The sequence below is a fragment of the Albimonas sp. genome, from assembly GCF_055129145.1.
Genome location: NZ_JBSRTQ010000045.1, coordinates 1 through 18,611, shown reverse-complemented (window position 1 = coordinate 18,611; position 18,611 = coordinate 1). Strand labels below are relative to the sequence as shown.

The 18,611-nt window shown below is 67.5% G+C and carries 12 protein-coding genes and 1 tRNA gene; 3 read left to right on the top strand and 10 right to left on the bottom strand.

Going from position 1 to position 18,611, the window contains the following annotated elements; translation table 11 throughout:
• Nucleotides 1–71: 71 nt before the first annotated feature.
• The 5 genes from ACTB72_RS09420 to ACTB72_RS09400 all read right to left on the bottom strand — a co-directional run bounded on the left by ACTB72_RS09420 (nt 72) and on the right by ACTB72_RS09400 (nt 6,194).
• The gene (locus tag ACTB72_RS09420; RefSeq protein WP_463036733.1) at nt 72–1,211 is read right to left on the bottom strand and encodes an epoxide hydrolase family protein; all 1,140 of its coding nucleotides are present in this window, start codon (nt 1,209–1,211) and stop codon (nt 72–74) included.
• Between the two features lie 118 nt (nt 1,212–1,329).
• Nucleotides 1,330–3,429, bottom strand: a complete 2,100-nt coding sequence (gene glyS / locus ACTB72_RS09415; RefSeq protein ID WP_463036732.1) for a glycine--tRNA ligase subunit beta — start codon at nt 3,427–3,429, stop codon at nt 1,330–1,332.
• 10 nt (nt 3,430–3,439) lie between these two features.
• Entirely contained in the window at nt 3,440–4,657 is a 1,218-nt protein-coding gene (gene gltS / locus ACTB72_RS09410) for a sodium/glutamate symporter (protein WP_463036731.1), read from the bottom strand.
• A 97-nt stretch (nt 4,658–4,754) separates the two neighbouring features.
• The gene (locus ACTB72_RS09405; RefSeq protein ID WP_463036730.1) at nt 4,755–5,258 is read right to left on the bottom strand and encodes a DUF6446 family protein; all 504 of its coding nucleotides are present in this window, start codon (nt 5,256–5,258) and stop codon (nt 4,755–4,757) included.
• Between the two features lie 3 nt (nt 5,259–5,261).
• Nucleotides 5,262–6,194: a glycine--tRNA ligase subunit alpha gene (locus ACTB72_RS09400; RefSeq protein ID WP_463036729.1), complete on the bottom strand. Its 933-nt coding sequence runs from the start codon at nt 6,192–6,194 to the stop codon at nt 5,262–5,264.
• Nucleotides 6,195–6,539: 345 nt separating this feature from the next.
• On the opposite strand from ACTB72_RS09400, the gene ACTB72_RS09395 reads away from it, so the two are divergent.
• The 3 genes from ACTB72_RS09395 (at nt 6,540) to ACTB72_RS09385 (ending at nt 11,490) form a co-directional block, all read left to right on the top strand.
• On the top strand, nt 6,540–7,625 hold the full coding sequence (locus ACTB72_RS09395; protein WP_463036728.1) for a glycerophosphodiester phosphodiesterase family protein: 1,086 nt from the start codon (nt 6,540–6,542) through the stop codon (nt 7,623–7,625).
• A gap of 120 nt (nt 7,626–7,745) precedes the next feature.
• Nucleotides 7,746–7,821: transfer RNA gene (locus ACTB72_RS09390), tRNA-Thr, on the top strand.
• A gap of 222 nt (nt 7,822–8,043) precedes the next feature.
• A complete protein-coding gene (locus ACTB72_RS09385) occupies nt 8,044–11,490 on the top strand; it encodes a class I SAM-dependent DNA methyltransferase (RefSeq protein ID WP_463036727.1) in 3,447 nt (1,148 codons plus the stop codon).
• Nucleotides 11,491–12,361: 871 nt separating this feature from the next.
• On the opposite strand, the gene ACTB72_RS09380 is transcribed toward ACTB72_RS09385, so the two are convergent.
• The 5 genes from ACTB72_RS09380 to ACTB72_RS09360 form a co-directional block, all read right to left on the bottom strand.
• Entirely contained in the window at nt 12,362–12,634 is a 273-nt protein-coding gene (locus ACTB72_RS09380; protein ID WP_463036741.1) for an HGGxSTG domain-containing protein, read from the bottom strand.
• 216 nt (nt 12,635–12,850) lie between these two features.
• Nucleotides 12,851–15,316: a DUF3987 domain-containing protein gene (locus tag ACTB72_RS09375; protein WP_463036726.1), complete on the bottom strand. Its 2,466-nt coding sequence runs from the start codon at nt 15,314–15,316 to the stop codon at nt 12,851–12,853.
• 242 nt (nt 15,317–15,558) lie between these two features.
• Nucleotides 15,559–15,753, bottom strand: coding sequence for a helix-turn-helix transcriptional regulator (locus ACTB72_RS09370; protein ID WP_463036725.1), 195 nt, complete (start codon nt 15,751–15,753; stop codon nt 15,559–15,561).
• Between the two features lie 354 nt (nt 15,754–16,107).
• On the bottom strand, nt 16,108–17,385 hold the full coding sequence (locus ACTB72_RS09365) for a tyrosine-type recombinase/integrase (protein ID WP_463036724.1): 1,278 nt from the start codon (nt 17,383–17,385) through the stop codon (nt 16,108–16,110).
• 433 nt (nt 17,386–17,818) lie between these two features.
• Nucleotides 17,819–18,433: a glutathione S-transferase family protein gene (locus ACTB72_RS09360; RefSeq protein ID WP_463036723.1), complete on the bottom strand. Its 615-nt coding sequence runs from the start codon at nt 18,431–18,433 to the stop codon at nt 17,819–17,821.
• Nucleotides 18,434–18,611 lie beyond the last annotated feature (178 nt).

Genomic DNA, 18,611 nt, shown 5'->3' with positions numbered 1-18,611 from the left:
AAATGGAAAGGCAGGCGAGGCTTTGCGACGTATTCGATAACATCGAATGAAGGCGCTGCGGCGGCCGCGCGTCACCGGAACGGCCGGAACGCGTCGCGCAGCTCGCGCACGAAGATCCCGGGCTGTTCGAAGGCGGCGAAATGGCCGCCGCGCTCGGCCTCGGTCCAGCGGGCGATGTTCTTGTAGATCTTTTCGGACCAGGCGCGCGGCGCGGGCACGATCTCGCGCGGGAAGACGGTGGCCATGGTCGGGATCTCCACCTCCGGGATCGCGTATCCGGCCCCGAAGCTCTCCCAGTAGAGCCGGGCCGAAGACGCGCCCGCCGCCGGCAGCCAGTAGAGCATGATGTTGTCGAGCATCGCGTCCCGTCCCAGCAGCGCCTCGGCGTCGCCGTCATGGTCGGTGTATTCCCAGTATTTTTCATAGATCCACGCCGCCTGGCCGATGGGGGAATCGGTCAGGCCGTAGCCCAGCGTCTGGGGCCTTGTGGATTGCTGGCGCGAATAGCCCGTGCCCCAGCGGCGGTGGCGGGTGTTGGCCGCGATCGCGCGGCGGATCGCGGGGTCGTCGGACGTGTCGCGCCGGTCGAGCGGGAAGCTCGGCATGTTGAGGTGGATCGCCTCCAGCCCCACGGGCCGCTGCGCGCCCATCGCGGTGGTGACCGCAGACCCCCAGTCGCCCCCCTGCGCCACATAGCGGGCATATCCCAGCGCCGGCATCAGCGCCCCCCAGGCCGCCGCGATCCGCGCCACGCCCCAGCCCGATTTGGCCGGCTTGTCCGAGAACCCGAAGCCGGGCAGCGAGGGCAGGACGAGATGGAAGGCGTCGGCCGGGTCTCCGCCATGCGCGGCGGGGTCGGTGAGCGGGCCGATCACCTCCATGAACTCGATGATCGAGCCGGGCCAGCCATGGGTCATCACCATCGGCAGGGCGTTCGGTTCGGGGCTGCGGACATGGAGGAAATGGATGCCGAGCCCGTCGATCTCCGCCTTGTGCTGGCCAAGGCCGTTCAGCCGCGCCTCGCACCGCCGCCAGTCGTATTGGTGACGCCAGTAGTCGGCGAGCGCGCGCATCCGGGAGAGCGGCGCGCCTTGCGTGTCGTCCCCCACCGCCTCCGCCTCCGGCCAGCGGGCATGGTCGAGCCGGGCGTTGAGGTCGTCGAGCTCGGCTTGCGGGATGTTCAGCGTGAAGGGCGCGATGGGGACGGACATGGGGCCTCGGGCGCGGGGGGCGGAAGGGTGCACCCTGCCCCGCCCCGGCCCGCGCGGCTTGCGTTCAGCCCGGCGGAACCAGCGGAAGGCGGGTTGGCGCCCGCCCTACGTTTTCCCCTCAACCCTCCAGCGCCCCGAAGACGGCGACGCGCTGCATCACCACGCGGATGCGGTTGAGCAGGCAGAGCCGGTTGCGACGGATGATGCCGTTGTCGGAATTGACCTGCACCGCGTCGAAGAAGGCGTCGATGGGCGCGCGCAGCCCGGCCATCGCGGCCATGGCGGCGGCGAAATCCTCGTGGGCGAGCGCCGCGGCGATCCGGGGCTCGGCGGCGTCGAGGGCGGCGAAGAGCGCCTTCTCCTCCGGCCCTTCGGCGAATTTGACGTCCGGGTCGAGCGAGTATTCGATCCCGTCCTTCTTCTCCTCCGCCGTCAGGATGTTCACCGCGCGGCGATGGCCCTGCAGCAGGTTCGCCCCGTCCTCGGAGTCGACGAAGGCCTGCAGCGCCCGCACCCGGGCGACCAGCAGCACCAGGTCGTCCTGCCCGCCAAGCTGGAAACAGGCCTCGATCACGTCATGGCGCAGCCCCTCGGCCCGCAGATGCACCTTCAGGCGGTCGGCAAGGAAGGAGAGCAGGTCAGGCACCAACGCCTCCACCGGGCCGGCATGGTCGGGGGCGTTGACTTCGTTGGCCAGCGCGCCCGAGGCGAGCGCGCGGGTCAGCACCACGCGGACCCCGTTGTCGAGGATCGTGCGGATCACGCCCAGCGCCGCGCGACGCAGCGCAAACGGATCCTTCGACCCCGTGGGCTTTTCGTCGATGGCCCAGAAGCCGGTGAGCATGTCGATCTTGTCGGCGAGCGCCACGGCGACCGAGACCGGCGCGGTCGGGGCGGCGTCCCCTGGCCCCAGCGGCGCGTAATGCGCGGCGCAGGCGTCCGCCACCTCGTCAGACAGCCCGGCGGCGCGGGCGTAGTAACCGCCCATCACGCCCTGCAGCTCGGGAAACTCGTAGACCATGGCCGACGAAAGATCGGCTTTCGCCACCTTCGCCGCCATCTCGGCCAGCGCCGGATCGGCGCCGACGGAGGGCGCGATCTCGCGCGCCAGCGCGGCGATGCGGGCGATGCGCTCGGACTGGGAGCCGAGCTTGTTATGGAACGTCACCGCGGCGAGCGGGGCGGACAGCGCCTCCATCCCCCCACGCTCCACGGTCCGCTGGTCGTTCTCCCAGAAGAACAGCGCATCCGACAGGCGCGCGGCCAGCACCCTTCCGTTGCCCTCCAGAATCGTGGCCCCGGCGTCCGCCGTCTCCCGGTTGGCCACGGTCACGAATTTTTCGATGCGCCCGGTGGCGGGGTTCCGCACCGAGAAGAACTTCTGGTGCTCCTTCATCGAGGTCTGCAGCACTTCCGGCGGCAGGCCGAGGAATTTTTCGCCGATGGGCCCCATCAGGACCACCGGCCACTCGACCAGCCCCGCCACCTCGGCGAGCAGCCCGCGGTCCTCGACGACCTCCATGCCGAGCCCGAAAGCGGCCTGGGTCGCATCATGCCAGATCCGCTCGGCCCGCTCGGCCGGGTCCAGCACCACATGGGCGGCGAGGAGCTTCGCCCGGTAGTCCTCGAACCCCGTCACCCGGATCGCGCCCGGCGACATGAAGCGGTGGCCCCGGGTCTCGTCCCCGGCGCGGATGCCGTCGATGTCGAGCGGGACGACGCTCGCCCCCGCCTCATCGGAAAGGAGGCAGATGATGGAATGCAGCGGCCGCACCCAGCGCAGGTTGCCCGTCCCCCAGCGCATCGATTTCGGCCAGGGGAAATTGCGGATGGCGCCTTCCAGGGCCTCGGCCACCACCTCCGCCGCCTCGCGGCCCGGTTTTTCGATGGTGGCGAAGAGCACTTCGCCCTTCTTGTCCGCCCGCCGCTCCAGCTGATCGAGCGTCAGGCCGGTGGAGCGCAAGAAGCCCTCGACCGCCTTCTCGGGCGCGTCGGCGCGGGGGCCCTTTCGCTCCTCGCGCGTGGGCCGGGTGGCCTTCAGAACCCCCTCCACAGCCAGACACAACCGGCGGGGCGTGGCGAAGGCGGCGGCGGCCTCGTAGGTCAGCCCGGCCTCCACCATGGCGTCGGTCACCAGCTTCTTCAGATCCTCGGCCGCGCGACCCTGCATGCGCGCCGGGATCTCTTCGGAGAAAAGTTCGATCAAGAGGTCGGGCATGGGAGAGATCCTAGAGCGTCAGGAAGAGGCGGATGGCGAAGGCGTTGGCGACGTCGACGAAGAAGGCGGAGACCAGCGGCAGCACCACGAAGGCCATGGGGGACGGCCCGTAGCGCTTGGTCACCGCGGTCATGTTGGCGATGGCGGTCGGCGTCGCCCCCAGCGCGAAGCCGGCGAAGCCGGAGGCGAGCACCGCCGCGCGGTAGCCGCCCCCCATCGCCGGGAAGAGGACCCAGATCACATAGGCGGCGGTCATCGCGGTCTGCACCGCGATCGCCGCGACCAGCATCCAGCCCATCGAGGCGAGCGTCCACAATTGCAGGCTCATCAGCGACATCGCAAGAAACACGCTCAGCGCATAGTCGGAGATCAGGTTCAGCTCCGGCGTCCGCCGGATCTCCGCCGCCCGGGGGAAGAGCGCGGCGTAGAGGTTGCCGACCACGATCCCCATCATCAGGCAGGGCACGAAGAGCGGCAGGCGGAACCCGGTCCCGGCGATGGCCTCGGAGGCGGCGAAGCCGAGCGCCACCGAGATGTTGAGCGCCAGCATCGCGCGCATGAACCCCTGGTGGGAGATGGTCTCGGTGCGTTCCTCGTCATAGGCGAGGCCGACGGAGAGTTCCTCGGTCGGGTGGTCGGGCGTCAGATGCCGACGCTCGATCAGCAGACGCGCCACCGGCCCGCCCAGCAGCGCCGCGGCGACGAGACCGAGGGTGGCCATGGCGACGCCGAGCTCCATCGCCCCGGGCAGGCCCTGCGCCGCGGCGATCTCGGGCGCCCAGGCGATGGCGGTGCCGTGGCCGCCGATCAGCGCGGCGGAGCCGAGCAGCACCGCCGCCCCCAGCGGCGCCCCGAACGCCGCCGCGGTGGCGAGCCCCACCAGATCCTGCGCCACGATGAAGCCCAGCGTCAGCGCCAGCAGGATGGCGAGCGGCCGCCCCCCCGCCAGCAGGTCCGAAAGCCGGGCGTTGAGCCCGATGGCCGCGAAGAACAGCACCAGCAGCGCGTCGCGCGAAGTCAGCTCGAAGCTGATCTCCAGCCCCCTGGCCTCGTGCAGCGCCAGCACCGCCAGCGAGGCGACGAGCCCGCCGGTCACCGGCTCGGGGATGTTCCAGTCGCGCAGCAGCCGGACGCGGCGGGTGAGATAGGCGCCGAGCAGATAGACCACCAGCCCGAGCGTCAGCGCCAGGTGGTCGGCCACATGATATTCGGACAGGCCCGCGGTCATCGCCGGCGCCCCGCGACGCGCAGGCCGGGCGCACGCACCCGCGCGATGCGCGGGCGAGGGGCCGGGCGAACGCTCTGGCGGGGCCGGCGCATGGCGTTCAGTCCGCGGGCGGCGGCGGGCAATCCGCCGGCAGCGGCTGGCCGTCGAATTTCGCCTGCCCGCAGGCGTTGATCTGGCGCCACATCCAGCCGCGCCCGGCCGGGTCCGCCGCCACGATGCGGTCGAAGCCGTAGGGCTGGTTGCGCTCGGCGATCACCGCGCGGATCGGGCCGGCGGCGATGCCCTCGGCGATGGCCGAGGCGTCGAAGCAGTCGAACCAGTCGGGGGCGACGAGCGGCGTCGCCTCGTCGGCCGCGGGCACATGCTGCAGCGCATCCGGCGCCACCCCGTCGGCGATGCGGAAGCAGGCGCGCAGCTTCAGCGGCGAGGTCATGGCGTCGATGCCCACGTAGTCCGTCACCGGCAGGGTCGAGCCCTGGACGGCGATCTCGGTCAGCCCGTCCTCATGCACGTAGAAGGCGCGGGTCTGGAACCACCACAACGCCATGCCGAAGGTGATGCAGAAGCCGAGAAAGGCGAGGATCAGGGGGCGGGGGCGCATGGGCTAGGCCTCCGCCGGCTGGGGCGACGCGCCTGCGGCCTCCGTGGTCGCGAAGCAGTCGGCGCAGGCCTTGGCGAGCGTGCGGACCCGGCCGATATAGGCCTGCCGCTCGGTCGGCGAGATCACGCCCCGCGCGTCGAGCAGGTTGAAGATGTGCGACGCCTTGATGCACTGGTCATAGGCCGGATGCGCCATCGGGATGTCGCGCCCGGTCTTGGGGTCGAGCCGCGGCTGGGCGAGGATCGCGGCGCATTCCGCCTCCGCCTCTTCGAAATGGCGGAGCAGGACGGCGGTGTCGGCCACGTCGAAGTTGAAGCGCGAATATTCCCGCTCGGTCTGGCGGAACACGTCGCCGTATTTCAGCGCGATCAGCGCGTCGGGGTCGTTGTAGGGCATGTCCATGACGTGATCGATATCGAGCACATACATCGCCAGCCGTTCCAGCCCATAGGTCAGCTCGCCCGAGACCGGGTGGCAGTCATGCCCGCCGACCTGCTGGAAATAGGTGAACTGGCTCACCTCCATCCCGTCGCACCACACCTCCCAGCCGAGGCCCCAGGCGCCCAGCGTCGGGCTCTCCCAGTCGTCCTCGACGAACCGGATGTCATGGAGCGTCATGTCGATGCCGATGGCCTCGAGGCTGCCGAGATACAGCGCCTGCAGGTCGGGCGGGCTCGGCTTGATCAGCACCTGGAACTGGTAATAGTGCTGAAGCCGGTTGGGATTGTCGCCGTAGCGCCCGTCGGTCGGCCGGCGCGAGGGCTGGACATAGGCCGCGGCCCAGGGGCGGACGCCCAGGCTGCGCAGCGTGGTCGCCGGGTGGAAGGTCCCGGCGCCCACCTCCATGTCATAGGGCTGCAGCACGGCGCAGCCCCGCGCGGCCCAGTAGGTCTGGAGCCGCAGGATGATCTCCTGAAACGAGCGCGGTGCAGTCATCGGACCCTCCCATTCTGCGTCCTGCGCTTACCGGGGGGCGGGCGGGCCGTCAACGCATCGCGGCCCCCGCCCGTTCAGCCGACCGGCCCGCGGGCGGCGCGATCCACGAGGCCCCTCCCGTTCATACAGGTGACGCCGCGCGCGTCCCCGGCCGCGCGACTGACGCAGCGCCGCGCAAGCCTTGGGCGAGGGCGACGCGTCTCCGGTCCGTTCACATTTGCGCGCACATCCGACAAGTCACTGAACTGAAACAAAAACTTAACTTACGATTCCACTCAGGATCGCGGAGAGGAATGCCGTCGGCCGCGCCTCAGGCAGGCCCAACCTCATCACTGGAGCTTTCCCATGCGTCCCTCCTTCCGGCTCGCCGCCCCGGCCCTCGCCCTCGCCCCCGCCCTGCTGCTGGCGCTGCCCCAGGGCGCCCAGGCGCTCGGCCTCGACTACCCCACGCTGACCGGCGAAGCGCCCATCGTCATCGCCCATCGCGGCGCCTCGGGCTACCTGCCCGAGCACACCATCGAGGCCTATGAGCTCGCCGCCTCGATGGGCGTCGACTACATCGAGCCCGACGTGCAGATCACCAAGGACGGCGTGCTGGTCGCGATCCACGACGCCACCCTGAACCGCACCACCAATGTCGAAGCCGTGCTCGGCATGCGCAACGGCGGCTACAACGTGTCGGACTACACGCTCGCCGAGATCAAGCAGCTGACCGTCGACATCGTGCCCAACAAGACCTATCCGGGCTTCACCTCCGCCTACGCGACCGGCTCCACCGTGCCGACGCTGGACGAGGTGCTCGACTTCGCCAACCAGTGGAACGCCGACAACGGGACCTCGATCGGCGTCTACCCGGAGGCCAAGGCCGCCAGCTCCGAGCTGAACGCCAAGATCGTCGCCCAGCTGGTCTCGAAGGGCTTCAGCTCGACCGCCGACGACCATGTCTACATCCAGAGCTTCTCGGTCGCCGCCCTGACCGAGATCGACACGCTGCTCGACGAGGCCTCGGCCGACATCGACCTGGTCTCGCTCGGCTACGTGCTCGCCGGCGGGGCCTGGTACGGCACCGACGGGGCCACGGATCTGGCGACGCTGGTCTCGCAGGGGATCGACGGGCTGGGCGTCTACATCAGCTCGCCGGGCTTGTCGGGCGACGCGGCCTGGATCGACTTCATCGAAGAGGCGCATGGCCTGGGTCTGAGCGTGGTGGGCTGGACCTTCGGGAACGCCGACGACGCCGCCGCGGCCGACCAGTTCGCGGACTACATCGGCTACGGCATGGACGGGTTCTTCTCCAACTACCCCGACCAGGCCTTGTCGGCGGTGTCGGCGTCCGCGGTGCCGGTTCCCGCGGCCCTGGGTCTGCTGGGCATGGGCGTGGCCTCGCTGGCCGGGCTGCGCGCCCGTCGCCGGTCGCGCGTCGCGGCCTGATCCGGGCTTCGGCCTGATCGGCATTCGAGCCACCCGGCCCCGCGACTCCGTCGCGGGGCCGCTTCGCGCGCGGAAGTCTTGCCCGCGCGATCCCGAGCCGCTAGCCATGGCCGGCGGAGAGCCGGTCTAGCTCAGCTGGTAGAGCACCTGATTTGTAATCAGGGGGTCGGGGGTTCGAGTCCCTCGACCGGCGCCATAATTTCAATAGCTTATAGGGCTATCGAAAACCCGGACGGCTAGCCGTCCAACACCGGTCCAACACCACTACCGATCTCGCCTTCACCGGCGGGTCGCGGCATCCGCCTAATCGGGTGCGCAAGAGCATCGCTCTGTCCGCTCGCATATCGAGCAAGTCGGAAAAGCCATTGTGGCAAGCCGCCGTCGCATGCAACGTCCCCCTAACAGGGAGAACAACGCATTGCAGATCGAGGACTTCATTTCCCGCTGGCGCGCCTCGGGCGGCAGCGAGATCGCCAATTTCCAGACATTCGCGAATGAACTTTGCGCCCTGATCGGCGTCGCCCCGCCTAAGCCGGCCCAAAGCGACGGCCAAACAGACGACTATCGCTTCGAACGCCCGGTGACGGAAACGCATACCGGCGACCGTCGCAAAAGGCGGATAGACCTCTATCGCCGTCGCTGCTTCATCATGGAAGCCAAGCAAGGCGCAGGCCCCAAAGCCGAGGCGGAGCAACTGGACCTCCTCCCCGACAGCACCGCGGCCAACCGAACCGGACATGGCCGCCGTGGAACGCGCGCTTTCGAGGACACCCTGCTTCGAGCACGCAACCAAGCGGACGGCTATGCACGCGCCGTCTCGAAGGAAGACGGCTGGCCCCCGTTCCTGCTGATCGTCGACGTCGGCAACATGATCGAGGTTCACGCCGATTTCTCGGGTCAGGGTCAGGGCTACACCCAGTTTCCGGACGGCAACCGCTACCGCATCACGCTCGAAGATCTACGCGACAAGGCCGTGCGCGACCGGCTCCGCACAATCTGGGAAGATCCCGTCTCGCTGGACCCGTCTCGCCGCGCGGCCGAGGTCACGCGCGATATCGCCGCCCATCTCGCCGAACTTGGCAAAAGCTTCGAGGGCCAGGGCCATGACGGGGAAACGGTCGCGCGCTTCCTGATGCGATGCCTCTTCACGATGTTCGCCGAAGACGTCGAGCTGCTTCCGAAGGACTCCTTCCGCGACAAGCTGCGCGAGCTGCGCGGCCGCCCCGAAATGGCCGAGCCCGTCCTGCAATCGCTATGGGAGACGATGAACACGGGCGGCAACTCCCCCGTTCTGATGGCGCGCCTCCTGCGCTTCAACGGCGGGCTTTTCCGCGACGCGAAGGCCCTGCCTCTGACGGCCTTGCAGCTAGGTCTTCTGATCGAGGCCGCCGACGCCGATTGGAAGCAAGTCGAACCCGCGATTTTCGGAACGCTGCTGGAGCGCGCGCTCGACCGCAAGAGCCGTCACAAGCTCGGCGCGCACTACACGCCCCGCGCCTATGTCGAGCGGTTGGTGATGCCGACCATCATACAGCCGCTCCGCTCCGACTGGCGCGACGTGCAGGCCGCGGCCGATCTCCTGCGGAGCCAAGGCAAGAACAAGGAGGCGCTGGACGCCGTTCGCGACTTTCACCGCAAGCTTTGCAAGATCACGGTTCTGGACCCCGCATGCGGTTCGGGCAACTTTCTGTATGTCGCGCTGGAGCTGATGAAGCGCCTCGAAGGCGAGGTCGTCGCCACGCTGGAGGAGCTGGGCGAGACGCAGGCGAGCCTCGACCTCGCCGGGCATACCGTCGACCCGCACCAGTTTCTCGGGATCGAGCTGAATCCGTGGGCGGCGAACGTGGCCGAGCTTGTCCTGTGGATCGGCTACCTCCAATGGCACTACCGGACCCACGGCAAGGCCGCGCCGTCCGAGCCGATCCTGCGCGATTTTCGCAATATCGAGCATCGCGACGCGGTGCTGACCTGGACCGGCCGCACGCCGCGCATGGACGAGACCGGCGCCCCCGTCACCCGCTGGGACGGCGTGACCACAATGCGCCATCCCGCGACCGGGGAGGAGGTCCCCGACCCCTCGGCGCGCGCGCAGATTTTCGATTACGCCGACCCGCTCCCCGCCGCTTGGCCCGAAGCGACTTTCATCGTCGGCAACCCGCCCTTCATCGGAAATAAGCGGATGCGCGAGGCGCTCGGCGACGGCTATGTGGAGGCGTTATGGCGCGCCTATCCCAAGATGCCGCAAAGCGCCGATCTAGTAATGTTCTGGTGGGAGAAAGCCGCGCTGAAGGCCCGCGCCTACGAGGGGGGTAAGGGTTTGCGTCGGTTCGGGCTCATCACCACAAATAGCCTACGGCAGGCCTTCAATCGGCGGGTTCTGGAGCCGCATCTGAACGACGGAAAGCGGCCGCTTTCAATAATCTTCGCCATTCCGGATCACCCTTGGGTCGACACGGTGGATGGAGCTGCGGTGCGCATCGCGATGACCGTTGGTGCGGCTGGCAAACGCCGCGGGCTGCTGCTCAACCTCGCCTCGGAAAATCGGGCAACGCATGAGGCAGAGGGACGCCAAGTCGATTTTCAATCTGATGCAGGTGTTGTCTTCTCAAATCTTCGCACTGGCGCGGACTTGCAAACTGCGACTGGGCTACGAGGAAATGAGAATCTTGCTTTTATGGGCGTCATTCGCGTTGGCGAAGGCTTCGTTGTGAGAAATCAGCAATCAAGTCGCTGGAGCGCACTAGTAAACGCAGGGCGTCTGCCTCGCTATATGAATGGAAGCGAACTTGTTTCAGGAGTTACGCATCGGAGAGTGATTGACTTCACTGGCCTGACACAAAGTGAGGTGCGAATTCACTTTCCGGACGGATTTCAGCATTTGAGCGACACTGTAAAAGTAAAACGGGACGCAAAAGCTTCGCAGTCAAAAGACTATGAGAAATATGCGAAGGAATGGTGGCTGTTCGCAAAAACTCGTCCTGAGATGCGAATTGCATTGTCAGGCTTGGATCGCTTCATTGCGACAACTGAAACTTCCAAGCATAGATGCTTCTCGTTCGTAGAGAGCGACGTGCTCCCGGACCAAAAGCTTAGAGTGGTGGCGCTTTCGACAGCTGAACATCTTGCCATTTTGAGTGGACGCTTCCACACGACTTGGTCAGATGCTATGGGTGGTCGACAAGGCGTTGGGAATGATCCGGTTTATAATAACCCTCGTTGCTTTGACCCGTTCCCCTTCCCGGCCCTCACTCCAGCCCGGCGGAGCACCCTCCGCGCCCTCGGAGAAGAACTCGACGCCCACCGCAAGGACCGCCAGGCCCAGCATCCCAAGCTGACGTTGACCCAAATGTATAACATCCTCGAAAAGCTCCGGACCGGCGAAAAAATCGAGGGCAAGGACAAGCAGATCTATGACGACGGCCTCGTGGGCCTGCTGCGCGACATTCACGACCGGATCGACGCCGCCGTGGCCGAGGCCTATGGCTGGCCGGTCGATCTGCCCGAGAGCGACCTCCTTCAAAATCTCGTCGCCCTCAATCGCGAGCGGGCCGAAGAGGAGGCGCAGGGCCATGTCCGCTGGCTCCGCCCCGACTACCAGAACCCCGACGGTCGCGCGGCCGAGGCCAAGTCCGGAACGCTCGCAATCGCCGCAAAGTCCGAGACCGGCAAGGCCGCATGGCCCAAGACCCTGCCCGCCCAGATCGCCGCGGTTCGCGAGGCGCTGGAGACATTGGGCGAGGCCGACGCCGAAGCCGTGGCCCGCACCTTCCTCAGAGGTCGCGCGACGACCGTTTCGCCGCTGCTGGAAACGCTCGCCGGCTTGGGCATGGCCGAGATGACGGGAGAAGGCCGCTACGTCCTCTGACGGCAGCAACGACGCTCGAAGTCGGCCCCGCACTCCCCTATTCGGTCGCGCATCAAACCACGCCTCAAAAGGCGCGGTTCCAATTGCCTGCGGACGGAACCCCCTTGGGGCTTTTCTGCGCCTAGATCGACCCCAAGGCCCGAACCACCCTTGGGCTGATCTTTGGGGAAGGACCCCTACCTGCGCCTAAGGGCATCAGCGCCGAGGCTGAGGTTGAAGTGGGTGCATAGGTCTTCCATGAGGCGGCTGAGGGCCGACCGTATCGCCCTGCCTTGCGCGCCTCCGCCAGCGAGCTTCCGCCATGCGCACGTGGCGAGGCCAAAACCTGTGTTAGCGTAGGAATTCGCCTGCCCACGCCGGTCCCGGCCTCGACGGGCCAGAGATTCTCCGCCCCCCTCCCCGTTACATGGGCGCGTCATGCCTCAAACTGTGGACGCGGGAAATTGCGTTTCCTCGCCGGTCCCCGATCTAATTAGCCGGAGGATCGAAGCCCCCCTTCCGTCCTGCCATCGCCCATAGACAAAAGGCATTGCCACACAGGCCGTGTGTCAACAGTCTCGCCAGAGCGGCCCAATCGCCTGCGCTCCCTTCACCTCAACTTTGCGAGCCCTCCCCCGCGCCGCCCGTTTCCGACAAGCCTCGCCGCAATATCGGGCATCAGAGCGACGGCTGAGCGAGATTGGTCCTCCGCATTGAATGCATGGCCAGTTTCCCCAGCGAAGATTTCGAACGACTGACTTCAAGCGAGCGATGCGGTGGCGACGGTTGCCATACGCTGAGACCTCAGCGAGGACCGTAAAGCGGCCATCGTCCCAGCATTCCACCGACAAGCCGTCAGGGTCGGGCGCGGGCATGGTTTTCACTCCAGACGTCAATCATTCCGGGAGGCCAGAGCCGGGTCAGGCGACTGAATTTCCAAGCGACTTTCAGCGCCCAAGTCTAAGACCCTCTCGCCACGCCATCGCGCCCAGCGTCGCCTTTGCGCCTCTGCGATGTTCTTCCGGCCCTCAACTGATCTCGGTCCGGTCGAAAGCCCGCCATGCAGCCCGCAACGGTCGTTCCAGAGACTAGCCGGGCGCATCTTGCAGGGCCTTCCGGTTCGGGTCTTCGCCCCGCAATGCTTCCGGCCTTGGCTGCGCCACATAAGGCGGGCGAGGCGTTTCTCCAGATCGCTCATTCTAACACTCCATGACGCGCTTGCGCGGGCGCGTAGTGCGGGAAAAAAAGCGATGCGCGCTCCCCTTCCCCCATATCCCCCGCTTCCCCCGGAATGGCACGCGACCGCGCATTTGGGGGAAATGGGGGAAACGGGGAGAACGTTCGGGCCGCACAAGGGACGCCCAGCGGGGCTGGCAATCCCTCAATCCCAATCCGCCGAAAGGTCGGGGCGAACCGTGATCGTCGGGCTTGCAGGCCGCCCGGGTTTGCCCCGACCATCCTGCGCGATGGCGATGTATCCACGCTCGGCAAGTCGCTCCAACGCCAACGACACATCCGCCATTGTCGCGAAGGCCGCCGAACCCTTGAGACCTTGCCAAAGATCACGGGCGGCGAAGCGGCGCTTGTGACGGCGGCGCATCCAAGCCCAGGCTTGCTCGGCAGCTGCCAAGCCATCATCCGCCGCCATCAGGCGGAACGCGACAAGCGCATGGGCGGCGGAGACTTCGACGAAGGCAATCGCTCGTTCCATCGTCTCGCGAGGAACATCGGTCATCCAGGGCGCGCCCCCCGCATGGTCCGCCGCGTGAAGAACGCCGGCGACGCGCACCGCTGCGCCGGGGGCCTTGCCCGCCCAGTCGGTCGCGTTCTCGAAGTCGCCCCCCGGCCGCATTCGGGCCTCGAACCGCTTGGCGAAGGCGAGCCATTCCTCGAAGGCCTCAGGCGAAAGCCAGATGACATGCGGGCATGGCTCGCCGCTTCGATCATACCCCTCGGGCCAATCCAGCATGGCGCGAAGCCCGCTGTCATAGGCCGCCTTGGCCGGCTCGGGCGCTGGCTCCGCGTCCAGACTGCGCCAGCCGAGCGGCGACCTCGGCAGGAAGTAGAGGAACCGCCCCAGAAGACCCCGGCCCCGGAAACCCGGCTTAGCCACCAGCCCCCGCAACAGGTCCGGTTGCGGCGACATGGCGACCGTGAGCAGCGGCTCGCGCAAGTAGACTGGCGCGCGGCCGATCCGATCCACGCGCTCGGCGTCGCCGGCATGGGCCTTCAACATGAGGTCGAGGTTCGGAACGCCTTTTGAGTAGCGCCCGCCGACGATTTCGAAGAACCCGCCTTCCGCGGAGAGCCACGCCATGCGCTCGCCATGCGCGGCGAGAAGCACACCCAGGTTCTCGGGCGTGGCGTCGGAGGTCCAGAGCTGCGGCGGCCGCGGGGGCTCAGGCGCGGCGCTCTCGATCTCCGCCGCCTTCCGGGCGAGGTCGCGCGCTTCGGCGTCGCTCTTCGCTTTCGCGGCCTGCGCCTTCAACTCTTTGGAGCGCCCTTTCGCGACCTCCAGCTCGGATGCCGATACCGCGATCTCGCTGGCCATCACCTCGGCCTTCTCCCGCTCCCAATCGCGAAGCGGGCGGGCCGCCGCCTTCTCCACCGCCGACTTCCGGTTTCCCGGGGCCAGCGCCGGAAGGAGCCACAAGTTGCATGGCTCGAAGTAGTCGGGCTTCACGCGCACCCGGATACGCCGCGCCGCCGCCACCGACGCCGCGCCGAGGGTCAGGCAGGCCGCCAACTCGAACGGCGTTTCCGTCGAGGTCGCGAGCGCCGACGCATAGTCGCCGAGCCATCCGCCCAGCATGTCGGGCGAAAGCCGCGGAAGGTCGCCACTTTCGAGCGGGACAAGCTCGGGCCAGTCGTCATCGCCCGCGCCTACCCCCGCCTGCGCCCTGGGACGCGCGCCCCGTCCAAGAAACGCCGGATTGATGCCCAACGCTTCGCAGAGCCACTCCGCGGCTTCGTGCGGCGTCGCCGCGCCGCCCCAACGCATCACCACGTCGATTGCGGTCATCGGCGCTTCCTCGCCGAAATCCCGGATGCCGTCGGGATGCAACGACAGATCTTCTTGCAGCGCCCGGCCGAGGTCGCCCGACGAGACGCGCCATGCTCCGGTCCCAGGTTGAAACTCCGCAACGGGAAAAATCCGCGGAACCCACGCGCCGAGATTGGCGAGCGCCGCGGCCTTCACGGCGGCGAAGAACGGATCACCCCGACCGTGATCGAACTTGAAGCCCCCGCGCGCACCCTTGTCGCTGCGCCTGCCCGCATCCTTCGCGCGCTCCAGCGCCAACAGGAGGGCGCTGGGCGGCCCTTCGAGGTCCGCGGCCTCGTAGGCGGCGATCAACGCCTCGGGAGCCCAGGCGACCACGTAGCCGCCCTCGCTGCGGATATCGACGCCAACAAGCCCCTTCACGCTGTTTCCGGGCAGACCCTCGCGCCACCGAAAGATGAAATGCCACCCGCCCGAGCGGGTCGGCGCGCAATGCATGTGGTTCGCGGGCGTTATGCCAAGCGCGGCGAGCGTCGCCTCGCCTGCCGTTTCGCCGGTGTCGCGGTCTATGTCGGCATCAGCAACGAAGAGGCCCGATGCCACCCCCATCGGGACGCCCGGCAACGCCTCGGGAAAGCGTCGCCACCAGCTCGCGACGGTATCCAGGTTCGCGGTCGCATCCTTGAAGCCATGCGCCGTGAGGGGCGTTTTGCGCGGCTCGTCAGGGTAGCGTTGCTCGGCGAGCAGCTTCGGTCGACCGTCGCAGGGAAACACTGGGAGCCCCGCCTTGGCGAGCGCAAGCGCCGCCGCCGCGGCATCGGTGCGGAAGGTTCCATCGTGGGTCATTCCTCGGCCCTCCCGAAATTCCCGGGTAGGCGCGTTGATTGCGCCGACATGGCGGAGGCGAACCCGACGCCACGGGTGGCGCAGCCCGCGCTGCGGTTCCCGCACGTATCGCGGGGCGAGTCACAGGTGACACTTGAGCTTGTGCACGTTATGTTCTCGAGAAGCCGCGCCGTCCGCGAAGGCTTTTCAGAGGCCCGGTTGCGCCTGTCCGCGCGCCGGGCTTCGACATTTTTCACCATCGGTCAATCCACCCGCGACGCGCCAAGCCACGCCTCGAACTCGGACCGCTCATAGCGGACCATGCGGCGTGAGATCTTGCGCATCGGCGGCCCGTCGCCGCGATGGGCGGCGAGTTCGAGCCAGCGCCGGGTTATGCCGAATTCGGCTTCGATTTCGTCACGGCTCAGCAGCCGCTTGCGTTGCACAAGCAGATTCATAAGTGACCTCTCAGGGATGAGGAGATGCCAACGCAAAAAGGCCCCGCGCCGGTCGCCGGCGGAGGCTCAGTTTTCGTGCTCGTAGGTTTCTGGCGCTGGCGAGGTTGGTCGCGTCCGGATGAGTTCCAGCGCGCACGGGGTGGGCGAAACGCAAAACGCCCCGGGAACCCCGAGGCGCTATTTTCCGACCATCCAGATTACTCAATCGCGCGTTTGGCTTCGCTTGTCCAGCAGTAATTTCATATGGATCACGCCTACCTCCTCAACGTAAGGCGCATCAACTTGCGAGACTGATTCTTGCTTCCTAGCGCGGTCTGCTCTCGGCACATGCGCGCGCAGAGTATTCCGAGAGCCTCAGCTGATCGAATCCTTCAAGAGGACGATCTCGCCCGAGCCACGCGCGTCCCCCATCGCCGCCGAGATCCGTTCGCCGATGGTCGCCGCCGCAGCCTGCAACGGATCATCGGAAAGATGGGCATACCGCGCCGTCGTCGCCGGCTGAGAATGCCCTAACAATGCCCCTATGATCGGCAGCGACGCGCCACCCGCCGCCCCTACGCTGGCGAAGGAATGCCGAAGGTCATGCACGCGCACATCATCCAGCCCCGCCGCTTCCCTGATGGCGAGCCACGGGTCTTTGAGGTTCACCAAATGCGCGCCACGTTTCGCGCCGCGTATCACGTGGGGGTTTTCGTCGGACCGCTTGAGGTCCGCCAGAACAGCCAGCGCAGGCGGCGGCAGAATGATCGACTTCTCGCCGGTCTTGCTGTCCGGAAGGCTCGCTCGGCCGCTGGCGAGGTCGATCCAATCCCAGCGCAGCCCGAGGATCTCGGACTTTCGCGCGCCAGTGAGGATCAACAGGCGAATCGCCGCCACGGCCTCGACAGAGACCGGCACCCGCTCCTGAATCTCGCGCACGCCTTCCTTTTTTAGGAGGGAAATATACCCGTCGCGCTCCGCCATCCGCAGGACTTCGCCAAGCCGCGCCAATTCCGCGGGGGAGAGGAAGCGCTTTCGCTTCGTCTCGGCATATTTGCGGACATGGCGGCACGGGTTCGTTCCATCAGGGCGAAGGCCCCACACCTCAGCGAGGTTGAACATTTTGGAAAGCAAGGCGAGCGCCCGGTTCGCCTCATAAGGCGTCGCCGAAATCCGCTTGTGAAAGGCGGCGATCTCGGAGCGAGCGACCTCGGCAATCTTCGTTCTACCGAATGCGGGGCGCAGCCGCTTCTCGATCATGCGCACATCGTTCTCAAGGCTGGAGGCCTTCTTGTGCGGGCGGGCATGCTCTTCGAGATATCGGTCGAAAAGCTCCGACATGCGAGGCGCGTCGCGCCGGGCTTTGCGCTCGCTGGCTGGGTCGCCGCCCTTGCGGACTTCGGCAAGCCACTCCTCCGCGATCCGCCGCGCGGCCTCCGCCTTCATCGCGGGGAAGTCGCCGATCTTCGGCTCCCGCTGCGAAGCCCCGCGTCCGCCGCCGAGGCGATAGGCGAGATACCAAGCTTTCGCGCCTGTGGTCGTGACCTGCAAACGGAAGCCAGGGAGGTCCGTATCGACGATGTGGTAGCGGCTCGCCTCGGCCTTGGCCGCATCCGCCGTCCGCTGGGTCAGCTTCAGTTTACGCGCGGCCATAGCGCCCTCCAGTCCAACACCGGTCCAACACCGGTCCAACACGCGGCGCGAAACCATGCGCCGCCTTGGAGGAGAAGGTAGGCGTTCAATTCGCTGTTTTCAATGCATTATATGTCGCTCCATGACACGGCAAGAAACATGGCGAAACTACCAAACCTGAGATTTGTAATCAGGGGGTCGGGGGTTCGAGTCCCTCGACCGGCGCCGCTCTCGCCGCTGTCTCGGACCCCTTTTTTCAAGGCGCGCGGCGAGGTTTTCACCGACACGTCTTGCCGCAACCGCGGACCCCGCGGCGCGCATGGGCGGGGCCCATCCGAACCCCGTCGACGGCCCCGTCGCGGAGGGGGCGTGCGTCCGGCGCGACGGATCCTGACGTCGGGCGGCCTGCCCCGAGGCCCCCGGGCGCTGCGCCGGGACTGCGGGGGAGGTCCTCTCAGATGCCCACCGCAAGCATCCGCGCGAAGGCCGGGCGGGCCTCCATCCGGGCGAGCCAGGCGCGGGTCGCGGGAGCCTCGCCCAGCGCGTTGCGCGCCACCGCGTTGCGGATCTGAAAGCCCATCAGGCAGTCGGCGGCCGAGAACGTCTCGCCGGCGAAGAAGGCGTGGCGGGCGAGATGCGCCTCGATGAACGCCGCGGCCTTCGCCCCCTCGGCCCGCATCTTGTCGGCGAGCGGATGCTCCAGCAGCCCCGCGCCCGCCAGATAGACCATGAACAGGCCCGGCAGGAACGGCGCGCCCTCGGCCGAGTGCACCCATTCCAGGTAGCGGGGGAAGTCGGGGTGATCGGGGCGCGGGTGGAGGCGATGCCCGGCGTCATGACGCGCCAGCAGGTATTCGGCGATGGCCCCGGTCTCGGCGAGGGTCACGCCGTCGTCGACCAGCAGCGGCGATTTCCCCATCGGGTGCACCGCCAGCAGCGCCGGCGGCGCCAGCCTCGTCCTGGGGTCGCGGGCGTAGGTCACGACCTCATAGGGGACCTCGAGCTCTTCGAGCAGCCAGACCAAGCGCTGCGAACGCGAGGCTTCGAGGTGGTGGAGCGTCAGGGTCATCAGGGTCGGTTCCGTCTGGCTCGAGGGGGCGCGGAGGGCCCGGGGACATCGGATGCGGGCGCCCAGATTGCGGCGGATCGGAGCGGAAGGCGAGCCCCCTGCCCCTGCGTGCCCCTGCGCCCCCGCACCTCGCGGCCGCGCACTCCGCGGCCCCGCATGCGAAACGGCCGCCGGCGAT